Raw genomic sequence first — 14,067 nt, 5'->3', positions numbered from 1 at the left:
CGGCACCACCGCTGCACCCGCGCTACATCCGTCTCCGGCAGACCCATTCCGCTAGTCTTGCAACCGTCCCCGTTGCGACGTTGACTGGAATCCGCCTACTCAGAATTGGTCGCAGACGGGCTGGGTGAAGGGGTGCGCCTCGAACAGGAGCGAATCGACTGGCATTGGGCCGAGCAACGGCTCATCCCGACACTGAGCCGACGCTAGACGGGGTCGACGAAGACCGGTGGCTCGCCTGACATCCCGGCCACCACGGCGGCGAGTTGATTGGGCTGGCCGATCAACCCGGTTTGCAACTCGGACTCCCGTTTTAGTGCGGTGGCGGCGTCGTGGCTGGTCCATGTCTCGTCGCAGAGACGTTTGGCGGCACGCACCGCATCGGGGGACTTCTGCGCGATCTCCTCGGCCAGCGCCAGGGCCGCCGCCAGCGGGTCGTCGTCGTTTCGTGTGACCAACCCGAGAGCCAAAGCCTCACTGCCAGAGACGATCCGGACGCTAAACGTCAGCTCCTTGGCGACGTCGATCCGGACCAGTCGCGGCAGCGTTTGCGTGATGCCCATGTCGGGAACGAGACCCCACTTCACTTCCATGATCGACAGCTTCGCCTCGGGTGCAGCGACCCTGATGTCGGTGCCCAACGCGATCTGCAGGCCGCCGCCGAAGCAGTTCCCGTGGATCGCGGCGATCACCGGCGCCGGTACCAACGACCAGTCGTAGGCCACCCGCTGTGCGAAGTTGGCCAGTCGGCCGCCGTCGCGCTCCAGCAGCACCCCGGTGCCGCCCTGGCCGGACATGAAGCTGGCGATGTCCAGCCCCGAGCAGAAGCTCCTGCCTTCGCCGTGCAGCACGACCGCGCGAACCGACGCATCGCTCGCCAACTGCTCTGCGGCGTTCGTCAGGCCCTCGAACATGGCCCGGTCGGGCGCATTGTGCTTGTCGGCGCGCACCATCGTCACCGTTGCGACGCCACCGGCGCCGATCTTCACCTGAACTCTGTCATCGGCCATGTTCGAAACCTACCGCGACGGCGGCGGCTTAAGCCACCCGCGGTGTGGAGGTGGCAGTAAAGGAAATGGATCGTGACCAGGGCCCTCGATTTGGTGGCTGATGGCTCTCCCGGAGCACTGTGCAAAGTCCTTTGGCCGCAGTCTGTTTCGAAGATTCACATGACTCGCAAGATGCTGTCGAGCAAACCGCAACCACGTGGCGCGCTCGGCGACGCCACCATGGTCACCGGCCCGGCTCGCACCACCGTCGCACCCGATCTCGATACGCTAGTCGAGCCCGGGGAACCGCTACAGTGCATCGCACACGAGGATGAGGCATTGCCATTGGCCGCTATTGCGACTGGCGCATCATTGGTTCGGGCCGGTAGCCGGGTTGCATCCGTCGACGGGATGGGCGCACTGCTGCGCTACGTCACGGCCGGCGGATCGCCTCCTGCCGAACGCAGCCTGAGAACTCAAAACCACTCTTGAAGTCCTAGCGCCAAAGGTGCGCTAGCGACCAAGGTGCGCAAGCTAGCCGCGCTTGACGAGACGCACCGTTAACTCAAGGCGACTCTGAAATCGCAGCCGGTGTTGGCGCGCACCTCCTCGACCGTCACCCCGGGACGCAACTCGGTGAGAACGAGTCCGTGTCCCGGTTCGACGTCGAACACGCAGAGGTTGGTGATGATCATGTCCACCACGCCTTTGCCGGTGAGTGGCAGCGTGCATTGCCTGAGGATCTTCGGGCTGCCGTCTTTGGCGGTGTGATCCATCAAGATGATCACGCGCTTGACGCCCGACACCAGGTCCATCGCACCGCCCGGCCCCTTGACCATCTTGCCCGGCACCACCCAGTTGGCCAGGTCGCCATTCTCCGCCACCTCGAGGGCACCCAGTATCGAGAGATCGATGTGGCCACCACGGATCATCGCGAAGGAATCGGCGCTGCTGAAAAAGCTTGCGCCGGCGATGCTCGTGATCGTCTGCTTGCCGGCGTTGACGAGATCGGGATCGACCACCTCGTCGGGCGGGTAGGCGCCAATGCCGAGCAGCCCGTTCTCCGACTGCAGCGTCACGTTGATGTCGTCGGGAATGAAGTTGGCCACCAGCGTCGGCATGCCGATGCCCAAGTTCACGTAGTAGCCGTCGCGCAGTTCGGCGGCGGCGCGCCGGGCCATCCGCTCGCGAATCGGGCTGTCGCCGTTGCGCTCGGCGCCGGTGCTGACGGTGCGGAATTCGATGCGCTTCTCATAGTTACGCCCCTCGATGATCCGGTCCACATAAATACCCGGGGTGTGGACCAGGTCCGGATCCAGCTCGCCCACCTCGACGAGTTCTTCCACCTCAGCGACCGTCACCGCGCCGCAGGTGGCGACCATCGGATTGAAGTTACGCGCAGTCTTGCGATAGACGAGGTTGCCCGCCGTGTCCCCCTTCCACGCTTTGACCAGCGCTACATCGGCCCGAATACCTTCTTCCAGAACGTATTCGGTGTCGTCGAAAACCCGGGTTTCCTTACCCTCGGTGTGCACCGTGCCATAGCCCGTACGGGTGTAGAAGCCGGGAATGCCGGCGCCGCCGGCACGTAACTTCTCCGCCAGCGTGCCCTGGGGGATAAGGGCCAAGTCCAGCTCGCCAGCCAGCGCCTGGCGTTCGAATTCCTTGTTCTCGCCGACGTAGGAGGCGATCACCTTCTTCACCTGCCGCGCCTTAAGCAGCAGGCCCATGCCGAAATCGTCTACCCCGGCGTTGTTTCCGACGATCGTGAGGTCCTTGACACCGCTGTCTGCCAGAGCCTGGATCAGGTTCTCCGGAATGCCGCACAGACCGAACCCGCCGGCGGCAATGGTGATGCCGTCCTTCAGCAAGCGCTGCAGGGCCGACTCTGCGTCAGGATGGACTTTTCTCACAAACTGCTCCTCTCATCGTCGGCCGCCGTTACGGCATGCGCGGCCTCCATCAACATCCGGCCGGACAGCTGTCCGTCCCAAGCCGCCGCGGCAGCCATCAGCGGGCCCGCTCCCGCTCCGGCATACATCCGACCGGAGTTGATATCCGGCGGCGGCGCCGCAACATCCACCGCTAAAACCTCCTAAGATGTCGGCTGCGAGTTCACCGCGAGCGAAAAGTCCGGCAGGACTCCACAATCGATTTCCGGTGCAAACATCTGGTAGCACTCCAGGCGTTTCCGGCTGCATGTTCAACTATGTTTAACAATCCGACTCCAGCTTTCGCGATTGCCAAAGTCTTGAGATTGTTTCGACAAAGCGGAATTGGGATCTGGCCACCTCACCCGACAGCTCGTAATCCGGCGCGTGCCTTTGGAGTTGAGCTCGATCTCCACCTCGTCGGCCAGGTACTGGCGCTCGAGTTCTGTGTTCCTGCCGAGATAGGACGCGATGAGCCGCCGGATCTGGCGGTTCTCCAACAGTAGCGAGTTGCCGACCCCGGCGGTCCCGCAGTTGTTGGACACCAGCGTGATATCGCGGCTGCCAAGCTCGGCCAGGCTGCCCGCAATGCGGCGGCGATACCACAGATGCCAAAACCCCCGGTGGTGAACATGATCGAGTCGGGAACGTCGGCGGCCGTGGCAACTGTCTTGTCCATGCGATCTCTTCAGCGTAGCTTCCCGAGTTGTTCGAGTACCTGTTCGGGCGAGGCCGAGCCGGGGATGGTGCTCACCAGGATGTCGGCGTCGGGAATGTCGGCGCCCGAGGTCCAAAATTCGTCGGCCAGCAGCCTGATTGCCGGGTCGCCGGGCGCCCTTTCGATCCCGCTGTCGTCCCACAGCGCCAACGACCAGTCGAAGTGGCCGGCGACATTGGCGATCGCGGTGTAGGCCCCCAGCCGTTCCGGCGTCTCCGCCGGCCGTCCGCGGGCATCGAGCAGAACGAGAGCCACCGGTAAAGAACCCAATTGGCCGAGCCATTCGGCGACATACATCGAGGCGTTGTCGGCGCGGTCGGAATCCACCCCGTCGAGCGGGTTGCCGGCCACGCTGTGGGTCCACGACAGCCATGACGCCGGCGACGGCACGTGCAACACGAGTTGACGCCGCGTCGTACTGGCCAGGGTCCCGAGCACCTCGAGGCTCGCCGCGAGCATCGTCTCGTCACGCAGCAACGTCCGCAGCGGGTATCCGGTGCGGGTGCGAGCACCCATGGCGGCCAACAGTTCCGGACGCGTCCCGGTGTGCGCACTCTGTAACCGGCGGATGTCGATCCACAGTGCGTCCGGATCGAGCAGATCCCGTACCTGCCCGAAATGTGATGCCGCCAAGGTGGTGTCGGTCCACGGCAGCGGAGCGTCCTGGCGGATCACCGCGGTGGAGTAGTCGACATCGTTGATCAACAGCGGGCGGGCCCGCCCGCTGGGCGGGGCGGCCACGAGCGATTTCACACTCATTGGAGTTCCTTAAGTTTGTACGTGCAGTTACTTCGCGTTGTTACGTTGGGTTGTGACCCGGTGGGTTGGGTGAGGCTGTCATGTGGTTTGCCGGCCTGGTGGTGCGGCTTGAGACGCCTGGCCAACCGGGCTGCCTGGCGCGACGCCGCATCAACGGTCTCTACGGCCTTATCCGTGACAACCGGACCTGGCACCCTGATTCACCCCCAAGCACCAAATCGGCGGCTTGACTTCTTCATGGCGAGTCATTTCCTGCAGATCGGTGTTGTCAAGTCCGCCGTGTCACGTTCTCGCCGTATTTGTCCTCGAGCTCGGCGATGCGCGCCTCGAGCTTGCCGATCTTGACCTCCCGGCGGTCGGGCACCATCACTATTGGCAGTTCCTTCAGCGGTGCGGTGACGCGGGTGGGGCCGTCGATCGTGTACACGGTGGCCGTGATCTCCGGGGCGTCTGGGGTCCAGGTGCCCCAGGAACCGTAGTAGGCCAGCTCCTTCGGCGGTTCGGGCGTGACGAACTCCGCACAGAACTCCGCGAACGGCTTACCGCGCTGCAGGCGCGCCTGACGGGCATCGGTGCGGGCCCGCTCGGTGGCCGCGGCGTCTAATCGGAACGTGTTGGGGTCATATCGCACGCCGAAGATGTCCTCGGCCACCTTCTGGCTGATCCTGCCCAGCTCGGCGTCACGGATCACCGACTCCGGCATCCGTTGCAGGGGATCCCCGTAGCCGCCACCGGCGCCCTGGCTGATCATGTAGAGCTCGCCGTCCTTGGCGAGGTCGAATTGCAGGCCCATGTGGTAGGTGGAGTAGCGGCCGTCCGGGAATGGTCGCTCGTTCATGATCTTTTCCATGGACAGGTCGAATTTCGTGTTGTCGGCCCGGAAGTGCTCATACACGTTGGCGCCCTTGACCATAGCCAACGGATAGGTGCCGCAGCCGTAGCCGCCGTACATCCCGTATATCGAGGAGAACTTCGCCCCCGACGTCACCGTCATGAAGCCCCACTGCGGGGAGCCCTCGGCAGCCACGATCATCTCGTAACCCGCGCCCCCGTTGAACTTGCCGAAGCCCATGTTGTCGCGGACCAGTCGCTTGGAGACGAGCTGCATGAACGGCACCTCCTCCTCCATCACTTCCTGCTCGGCGAGGTCGGCCATGGCGCAGAACAGGGGCGAGACCGCGTCCTCGCCGTCGCGGAACGGCTTTGCGCCACCGGGCATCCCGTTGAGGTCGGCGCACAGGTTGCCCACCGTGTCGCCGTGCTGGGTGATGCCGCCCCACAGGAAGGTGTTGATCTGGTTGAACCAGTTCGCAACCACGTTGCTGTACTTGTGCGGGGTGGAGAACGACATCCGGCTGTAGAGCGCCTGCATTGCCGAGAACCCGCGGAACGATGCCTGCAAGGACTGGCCCATCGGGGCGTCGTAGGAGGCGTCGGCCCAGGTGCCTTCGTCGGAGACGATGTCGATGCAGCTCATCGCGGCGGTACAGCGCGGCAGGTCGGGCCACCAGAACGCCAGAATCGCTTGCATCATCATCGATTTCGTCGAACACAGTGGTGAGTTGATCGCACGGTTGAGGATTTCTGACCCGGTACCGCGCAGGTCGACGGTCATGTGGTTGCCCTTGACGGTGATGGTGCAGGCGAACTTAATAAGGATGTTCTCCTTGAGCGTGCTGTCCATGAATTGGTCGAAACGGTAGGTACCGTCGGGGAGTTCGCTGATACGCCGGCGCACCTCGACGTCGACGTCCTCCACGGTCGTGCGCAGCGCCCCGACGAACGTGTCGACGCCGACCTCGTCGATCACCTTGTCGATGCGCTCCATGATCTTGCGCACCGCAGTGATCTTGACCTTCAGGTCGGCCAGCTGCAATTTCGGGTCGCGCACCGAGTGCTGCAGAAAGGTCAGCAAATCCCGGCGCAGTTGGCCGCGTTCGACGATCTTGAACGGGCTCATCCGCAACCCGTCGTCGAACGCAGTCTCCGAGCCGGACGGCATGCCGCCCGGCTCGCAAGCGCCGTTCTCACCCTCGTGGATGGTGGCGGCCACCCACGCGACGATCTCGTCGTTGCGGATGATCGGCATGATCATCGACTGGTCGGTGTTGTGCACATTGCCGAACCGGGCGTCGTTGTGGATGAACCCATCGCCGGGATGGATGCCGACGGTCGGCTCGTCCTTCCAGTACTTCAGGATGTAACGGATCGGGTGGTGCAGGATCGCGCTGAAGGCGATCACGCCGTGGCACGACAGATACGACACGTCGCCGGCCGCGGTGTAGATCGCAGTGGTGAGGTCACCCCACTTCGCGCCGGGCGCAGCACCCTGGGCCGAACACATCTCGTAGCCCTCGTCCAGCGCGCCCGCGATGCGCTTGCGGATACGCTCCACCTGCAGGCGGTCCACGCCGGCAGCGATCGCGACCTCCTCGTGCTGCGACCGTTCGGAGATGCTGTGGCTGCGCATGATTTCCGGGTCGGGACCCAGAAACAGGGTGGTCTCGTCCATGAACCGGTCCACCCACTGCTGCTCCTCGGCGGTAAGACTACCGGCCGGACGTTCATTCACTGCGGTCATGATCTGTTGTCCTTCACTGGTTTTGGATGTACGTCAGTCCTGCAGGAACCACACGGCGCCTTGCGCCGTCGGCTCCAGGCGCCAACCGGGTTCGACGAGGAAAGTGGTGTTCTCGGTGGTGACGATCGCCGGACCCGCGATCACGCGGTCGGCGGTAAGCGAACCCTGGTCATAGAGCGGGGTATCGATCTCGTCGGCGTGACCGATGAAGTGCACCTTGCGAGTACCGGAGGGAGGTGGCGCGGCGCGGTTGCCGCCACGTTCCAACGTCTCGAAGTTCACCACGTCACCGTCGACGAACGACGCGACTCGCACAGTGTTGCAGCGGATCCCGGCCTCCGGCGCGGCCGATGACGCACCGAAGCGGTGACTGTAGACATCGCCAAAGGTCTTGATGATCTCCAGGACGTCGCCGACGCCGTTGATGCGGCGAATGTCCTGCAAGGCCACGGCCTGCGTCAGCAGCTGGTTGCCGTAGCGCATGTCGACTTCGAGTCGGTGCCTGATGTCCTCGGCGGCGAAGCCCTGCCGGATCAGATCCTCGCGGCCACACGCCTCCAGCGCCTCGACAACGGCGTTGAACTCGTCGAAATTGTCGTAGAGCGTCCGAGTGGTCGCGTTGTACATCGTCACGTGCACACCGCGTTCGTGGAAGTGCAGCTGCTTCATGTTGCCGGCGCCGCACGCCGAGAACACCGACGCGAACGGCGGCGCCAGAACCTGTTTGATGCCGGCATGGCGCGCGACGCCGCAGGCGTGCAGCGGCCCGTTGCCGCCGTAGGCCAGCATGGTGAAGTCTTCGGGCAGATAGCCCCGGACCCGCAGCTCTTTGCCGATGCCGATCGCCATCTGCTCGTCGACGCTGTCCTTGATGACCCGCGCCACGTCGATGGGATCCATGTCGAGGGGGTCGCACAGCTCCTCTTCGATGGCGAACAGCGATCGCTTCGGGTTGAGGTCGATGTAGCCGTTGGCGTAGTTGTCCGGATCCAGATAGCCCAGCAACAGGTCGGAATCGGTGACCGTGGGCTTCAACCCGCCACGGTCGTAGCAGGCTGGGCCCGGGTTGGAGCCTGCCGACTTTGGCCCGATCTTGACCGAGTTGTGGATGCGGTCGTAGCTGGCGATCGAGCCGCCACCCGCACCCAGGGTGTCGAGGTGCACCATCGGCACCGACACCAGCCAGCGGTCGATGGTGGGCAGGAAGTCGTAGTGCTTCACGCCGCCCTCCGGCACCAGGCCGATATCGAACGACGTGCCGCCCATGTCGGTCGCGATGACGTGACCGATACCTGTCTCATTCGCAAGGTGCTCGGCCGCACCGACACCGGCGATCGGGCCGGAGTGGATCGTCTGGAGCGCATCGGTGGAGTTCGTCTGCGCCATGCCGCCGGAGTTGTGGATCACCAGCATCGGCTTGTCGTAGCCGAAGTCGCGCAGATTGCTCGACAGCTGGGCCAGCGCGTGGAACATGATCTCGTGCAGATAGGCGTCGATGATCGTCGACGTCGTCCGCACGTACTCGCCCTTGCGGCCGGACACCTGGTGGCCCAGCAGCACCGGGATGGCGCCGAGTTCGTGCGGCGGGAACTCGTCGAGGATGATCTCCTGGATCGCCAGTTCGTGTTCGGGATTCTCGGTGGCGTTGACCAGCGACACCACGATGGCCTCGGCGCCGGCGTCGACGAGTTCACGCACCACGGTGCGCACGTCCTGGGGATCCAGCCGCACCACGACCTTTCCGGCGAAGTTGACGCGTTCCTTGACCGAGCGGATCAATGCGCGCGGCACCAGGGGTTCGGGCCGCTCGGCGGCCGGAAGGTTTTGCTGCATCCCGTAATCCAGGCCCTCGCCGTAGCCGCGGCCGCGAGACAGCGGAATCGTGTCCTCGAAGCCGTGGGTGACGATCGCGGCCACTCTGGGGCCGTTGCGCTCGATGAGCGCGTTGGTGCCGAGAGTGGTCGCGTACCGCACCGAGTCCACCTCGGACAGCACCGTGGAGCGGTCCAGGCCGGCGCGCTTGCACGCCAGGTCGAGCGCGTCGTTGAACCCGATGGCCAGGTTGTGGTGGGTGGTCAGCGCCTTGGCGTCGACGTAGATGTCGTCCCACACGAAGAAGCAGTCGGTGAACGTGCCACCGATGTCAACCGAAATGCGTTTCATCTCTCCAGTTCTCCAGATCTCCAGTGTTCGAGGTGGTCAGTGGATGTGGCCTGCGGGGGTGTGCTTCTCGGCGTCCTCACCGGGGCCGTAGTTGTGCACGGCTTCGGCGTCGAGCCCACGCTCTTCCCATTGCCGGCGCAGGGCGGCGACATCGATGAGGATGTCGACGGCCGGCGGATGTCCGGGCGGCAGGTACTCGCACTCGATCTGGGTGCCGCAGCCGGGGCAGTAGTACTCCAGGATCCGGCAGTATGTCGGGTCCGGGCTGAATGTGTACTCGTAGCGGTCGGGATCGATGATCGGCTGGTGGATCTCGCGGGGATCGCGGTCGTAGACCAGGGTTGCCGGCTTGTAGTTCTCGTGCGCCGAGCCCATGTCGTGGGCACACACCCGGCAGAACCACCGCTCGGAGTCGAGGTCGATGACGAGATATTCGGTCATGGGTACGCGCATCGGATTCTCTTTTCTTCAGAGTTTCTTTCAGATGAGTTGTGGTTCAGCTGATGTCGTTGAGGAGCAGGTCACCCGCCGCCGTCACCCGGAACGACCAGCCCGGCAACACCCGCGCGGTGAAGAACGGACCCTCGATGACTGCCGGTCCCGCACCTGCGTGGCCGGGACGCAGCTCGTCGAGGACGTACACGGGCACCTCGTCGACACGATCGGCGGCGGAGCGGACCTTGCGGTGGCCCGCAGAGGGGGCGGCAGCGGCCTCGACCGCGCGGTCATGGCCGAGATCGGGATGCGGCAGGGGCGCAGCGACGGTTAGCTGCAGCGACACCGCACTGCTCGGGTAGTCGACCTCGTCGCCGGGCCGGTACGGCAGTCGGGACACCGTCGCGTCGTCGACGCCTTCCACCAGCAGCTGCCATATGGTTTCGCAGTCGGCTAGCGCATAGCCTTCCTGGAACATGTCGCGTTCGGCACGGGTCAGCAGCGCGTCGTGGGTTTCGCGGGCCGCCTCGGCGGTCGGCTCGGCGACGAGCACCTCGTAGGTTTTGCCGATGTCGGAAAACGAGATCCCGAACGCCGAGAACACCGCCGCCGTGCGCGGGACCAGCACCTGTGTGACACCGGCGAGGCGGGCCGCGCCGGTGGCGCTCATTGGCCCGGCACCGCCGAAGGCCAGCAACGTGGTGCCGTCCTTGACCAGATGTGCGAACGACGCCGACAACGCCTGGAAGTAGGCATGCTCCATGCGGATCAGCGCCTCGTCCAACGAGATTCCCAGCGGTTCGGCGATGGTGTCGGTGATCACCGACACCGACCGGCTCGGGTCGAGGGTGAACGTTCCGTCCAGATACGTGTCGGCGTCGAGGATGCCGAGCAACAGGTTGACATCGGTGATGGTGGCCTGTTTCCCGCCGAAGCCGAAGCACGCGGGGCCCGGCGCGGCACCGACAGACTGCGGGCCGACCGTGATCTGTTTGTCGACGACGCGGATCACCGACGAGCCCCCAACGCCCGCCGAGGTGACGTCGCTCATCGGGTAGGAGATGCGTACCCCCGCAACGCTGCCGCGGTCGACCACGGCCACCGCGCCGTCCTCGACAACACCGATATCGGTGGTGGTGCCGCCGACGTCCATCATCAAGGCATGCGGCAGCCCGTAGACCTTCGCCAATGCGGCCGTGCCCTCGAGCCCGCCACGCGGTCCGGACGAATACGTCTTGAGCGCAATCGATTTCGCGACGCGTGAGGACGCGCCGTCATTCCGGTACACCAGCAGCGGGTTGACAACCTTGTAGGCCCGCAGTCGCCGCTCGGCGTTATAGAGGAACTGCTCCATGGTCGGATGCAGGAAGGCGTTCACCACACACGACCACACGCGGCGTGCGTCGTCACTTTCACCGGTCAGCTCCCAGCTATAGATCAGCGGAACAGAGCCGAGCAGGTGACGGGGAAACTTGCGCAGCAGGACATGGCGCAGCCGGCGCTCCTCCTGCGGGCTCGATCCGGCGATCACGACCCGCGCGGCGCCCAGCGTCGTCAGCCGGTTCACCTTCTGCACGGTGTCGAACTCGACGGTCGCGGTGTCGGCGTGCGTGTCGATGGTCAGGAAGCGATCCGACACCAGATCGGCGAACAGCTTGTGTTCGGCGGTGCCCGTCGTCATGTCGTCCTGCAGCCCGGCGATCGAACTCAGGATGCCGATCATCGGGCCCCGCCGCTCCACCAGGGCGTTGGTGCCCTGGGTGGTGGAATAGCGGATGTGCTCGGTGTCGTGCAGCAGCCGGGTGACGTCGGCTTCCCCGTAGAAGGTCTGCGAGGCCTTCTCGATCCCGGTGAACAGGCACTCGGACAAATCGTGCGGGGTCGTCAGCGTCTTGGCAAACGTGAAGCCGGTGCCGTTCCACACGCAGATGTCGGTGAGCGTGCCACCGTTGTCGATGTTGATGAGGTTTCCCATGGTGCTCCGTTTCCGGGAAGATGCGATTCACAATCGATGCGAGGTATGTCGCGGACCACACCGCTGTGACTACGATGCCCAGATCCCGAGCCGGCGGCGTGTCCCAAGATGGGACACGACTTGCCGTAATGCCTGACGTCAATGTGCCCGCGAAACCTGGGTCAGCTGGCGGTCTGGGTTTTGATACGGATGCCGGATCTGACGTCGCGGGTAGAGCGGCGGGTATGCAGGCGAGGTAGAGCTGTTCGGAACATGTCACGGCCGGTGAGAGGCGAAATGCGCTCGCGAGGCCGGTCGCACGTGTCGAGGATCTCGATGACCTGATCAGTCAGTGGCAAGCCCGCGGCTGCGATCGCCTTTGGGCCAGGATGATGTCGATGTGCCCGGCATCAAGGTCGACCTGACCGGTCAGACGGCGCAAGCCGCCTGACCGTGTGTCCATCAAACGGGGTCAAGCCCACGACCACATGGCAGGGTAGTCTCCCGGCTCCTCACGAAAGAGGCTGACGTCTGCTGCTGGGGCTACTTCAGCACTTGCTTGTTCTGCGTTTGCTTAATCATAAAGATGGCGACACGTTTGAGCAGGTCGCGCTTTTTGGTCACAGTGGTGAGCTCTTTGCGCAGCTGCTCGAGCTCAGCGCGTTCGCGCTCGCTCAATGTGCGTGGCGTGCTTCGCGCGCTGTAGTGGGTTTGAATCGGGCGGCCCGGTGTGTGTCCGTGCACGTTCGGCCCGACAGCCCACGGCGGGAGGACCTTGCTGCGCAGGCACCGAGGCTGAGTCCCGGTGCCATTTTTGGGGGTGTTGACCACGCTGCCTAGCGGACCATTGACCGGCGGCATGACACCGTATGGAGCAGTTCCCGGACTCTCCGGCCCAGCCACCGCGGCAGCGTTGAGGCTGTTCAGAGGCAAGGCCGTGGAGGCTAGCCGGATCTCCGGAGCTGATGTTCCCCAAGACGGCGGCACTGATAACCTGCCCACCGCGGATGCCTGGCCCAAGCCTGCCGAGACGCCGGCTTGGCCCAAACTCGCCGACCCTACGGTAGCTGCGGCCGAAGCAGGCGAACCTACCAGGGTAGCTCCCAGACCGCCGGTGACTCCGGTACCTGCCGCGGATGCCTGCGTTGCTGACAGCGCAGCCGCTAGGGGGCCTTCCGCCGTCGCGATCATCGGGAAAATGACGAATAAGGTTCCAGTAGCGGAGAACTCGGCTCCCGGAGACAACAACGCAAAACCCGCAAATGAGTTGTATAGCGTTTCCAGCGGGTCGATTAGGTTGCTGGATATACCACTGAAAAACGATCCGGAGGAGAGTTGAGCCAGCATGTTGGGCACGCTGACAGCCGCCTGGGTCGCACTTGTGGCCGCCGAAGTGGTGGCGTGGCTGACCGCGGCGGCTTGAGCGGCCGTGCCGACGGGGTTGGTGTTTCGCGGTGTCGCGCTGAACGGGGTCAACGCCGTCGCCGTTGCCGAGGCGCCGGCATAGCCATACATCGCGGTGGCGTCTTGGGCCCACATCTCGGCGTATTGGGCCTCGGTGGCCGCGATCGCCGGGGTGTTCTGCCCGAGAAAGTTGGTGGCCACCAGTACCGCCAGCTGTGCTCTGTTAGCCGCAACCACCGCAGGCGGCACGGTAGCCGCGAAGGCCGCCTCATAGGCGGCGGCCGTCGACCTGATCTGGTTTGCGGTCTGCTCGGCCTGGGCGGCGGTGGCGCTCATCCAGCTCACATACGGTGCCGCCGCAGCGTTCATGGATATCGACGACGGACCCAGCCACCGGTTTTCCGTCAGCTCGGACACCACCCGCCGGTAGGAGGCGGCTGCCGAACTCAACTCCGCGGCCAACCCGTCCCAGGCTGTCGCGGCTGCCATCAGCGGCCCCGCGCCTGCTCCGGCATACATGCGGCCGGAGTTGACCTCCGGCGGCAACGCCGCAAAATCAAACGCGATCATTTAGAGCGTCTCCCTGATCAAACGGGCACCCGCGCGACACTGCACAGCTCCAACCGAGTGCCGTCGTGACGCGCCCGCATCGGGTGTGCGGCGCAATCTCACGCGCTGATCGACTGCAAGCTGATTGCCTGCAATTAATGCAGTACCGTTCAGCCACGCCTGGAAAAACATCCGCCGTTTATCTACTTTCCACCACACCGTGTAGCCTCCCAAACCCCGGGAATTTTGAATATTCCCAGGTGCGCGGTCTAATGTGAACGGGCAATAATGACGGGTTTCCTATTTTCCGGCTTCTTCGAGCAAAAAAGCCGCCGTCTGCTTGAGTACATCTCGTTCGTTGCCCAGATCAGTCAGTTCCTGGCGCAGCCGGCCGAGCAAATCCCGATCGCCCATCGCGGCGACTACTCCGTCCAGCGTGCTGTGTTGCGGCTGTGCGGGGCGGCTGCGGGTTCGCTCGGAGGCAACTGCTTTTCCGCCCTCTTGCTGCCCGAGCACCTGGCTGTGCAGGCCCCGTGAATAGGTGTCGTTGCCCCGTGGCGCGTTGACCACGCTGGCCATTGGCGGCA

11 protein-coding genes and 2 pseudogenes are annotated in these 14,067 nt (G+C 64.4%); 2 read left to right on the top strand and 11 right to left on the bottom strand.

Going from position 1 to position 14,067, the window contains the following annotated elements:
• Positions 1-84: 84 nt before the first annotated feature.
• Complete coding sequence (locus tag ACOJVU_RS07575) at positions 85-207, top strand: Wadjet anti-phage system protein JetD domain-containing protein (protein WP_421529217.1); 123 nt, start codon at positions 85-87, stop codon at positions 205-207.
• On the opposite strand, the gene ACOJVU_RS07570 is transcribed toward ACOJVU_RS07575, so the two are convergent.
• Positions 204-1,007 (bottom strand): crotonase/enoyl-CoA hydratase family protein, encoded by an 804-nt coding sequence (locus ACOJVU_RS07570; protein ID WP_421529215.1) that lies wholly within the window; start codon positions 1,005-1,007, stop codon positions 204-206. The two genes, ACOJVU_RS07575 and ACOJVU_RS07570, sit on opposite strands and share 4 nt — an antisense overlap.
• A gap of 72 nt (positions 1,008-1,079) precedes the next feature.
• Between ACOJVU_RS07570 and ACOJVU_RS07565 the strand changes: the two genes are divergently transcribed.
• A complete protein-coding gene (locus tag ACOJVU_RS07565) occupies positions 1,080-1,478 on the top strand; it encodes a hypothetical protein (protein ID WP_421529214.1) in 399 nt (132 codons plus the stop codon).
• A gap of 68 nt (positions 1,479-1,546) precedes the next feature.
• Here the strand turns inward: ACOJVU_RS07565 and ACOJVU_RS07560 are convergent, their stop codons facing one another.
• From ACOJVU_RS07560 to ACOJVU_RS07515, 10 genes and pseudogenes are all read right to left on the bottom strand, one after another.
• Positions 1,547-2,899 carry a 3-oxoacid CoA-transferase gene (locus tag ACOJVU_RS07560; RefSeq protein WP_421529213.1) on the bottom strand — a complete coding sequence of 451 codons (1,353 nt, stop codon included), beginning with the start codon at positions 2,897-2,899 and terminating at the stop codon, positions 1,547-1,549.
• A gap of 20 nt (positions 2,900-2,919) precedes the next feature.
• A pseudogene (locus ACOJVU_RS07555) lies at positions 2,920-3,069 on the bottom strand (PPE domain-containing protein); the annotation flags it as partial.
• A gap of 120 nt (positions 3,070-3,189) precedes the next feature.
• Positions 3,190-3,462 carry a CoA transferase gene (locus tag ACOJVU_RS07550; RefSeq protein ID WP_421529212.1) on the bottom strand — a complete coding sequence of 91 codons (273 nt, stop codon included), beginning with the start codon at positions 3,460-3,462 and terminating at the stop codon, positions 3,190-3,192.
• 143 nt (positions 3,463-3,605) lie between these two features.
• Complete coding sequence (locus ACOJVU_RS07545) at positions 3,606-4,394, bottom strand: hypothetical protein (protein WP_421529211.1); 789 nt, start codon at positions 4,392-4,394, stop codon at positions 3,606-3,608.
• 268 nt (positions 4,395-4,662) lie between these two features.
• Positions 4,663-6,975 (bottom strand): hydantoinase B/oxoprolinase family protein, encoded by a 2,313-nt coding sequence (locus tag ACOJVU_RS07540; protein WP_421529210.1) that lies wholly within the window; start codon positions 6,973-6,975, stop codon positions 4,663-4,665.
• A 33-nt stretch (positions 6,976-7,008) separates the two neighbouring features.
• On the bottom strand, positions 7,009-9,138 hold the full coding sequence (locus ACOJVU_RS07535; protein ID WP_421529209.1) for a hydantoinase/oxoprolinase family protein: 2,130 nt from the start codon (positions 9,136-9,138) through the stop codon (positions 7,009-7,011).
• Between the two features lie 36 nt (positions 9,139-9,174).
• Positions 9,175-9,591 (bottom strand): acetone carboxylase subunit gamma, encoded by a 417-nt coding sequence (locus tag ACOJVU_RS07530; protein WP_421529208.1) that lies wholly within the window; start codon positions 9,589-9,591, stop codon positions 9,175-9,177.
• Between the two features lie 43 nt (positions 9,592-9,634).
• Positions 9,635-11,548, bottom strand: coding sequence for a hydantoinase/oxoprolinase family protein (locus ACOJVU_RS07525; RefSeq protein ID WP_421529207.1), 1,914 nt, complete (start codon positions 11,546-11,548; stop codon positions 9,635-9,637).
• A gap of 522 nt (positions 11,549-12,070) precedes the next feature.
• Complete coding sequence (locus ACOJVU_RS07520) at positions 12,071-13,450, bottom strand: PPE family protein (RefSeq protein ID WP_421529216.1); 1,380 nt, start codon at positions 13,448-13,450, stop codon at positions 12,071-12,073.
• Positions 13,451-13,780: 330 nt separating this feature from the next.
• Positions 13,781-14,067: pseudogene (locus ACOJVU_RS07515) on the bottom strand (hypothetical protein); the annotation flags it as partial.

Origin of the sequence: Mycobacterium sp. THU-M104 (assembly GCF_049197365.1) — a bacterium.
In the GTDB taxonomy this organism is placed as follows: Bacteria; Actinomycetota; Actinomycetes; order Mycobacteriales; family Mycobacteriaceae; genus Mycobacterium.
The sequence above is the reverse complement of the archived record's forward strand: the minus strand, read 5'-3'. Positions and strand labels throughout refer to the sequence as shown.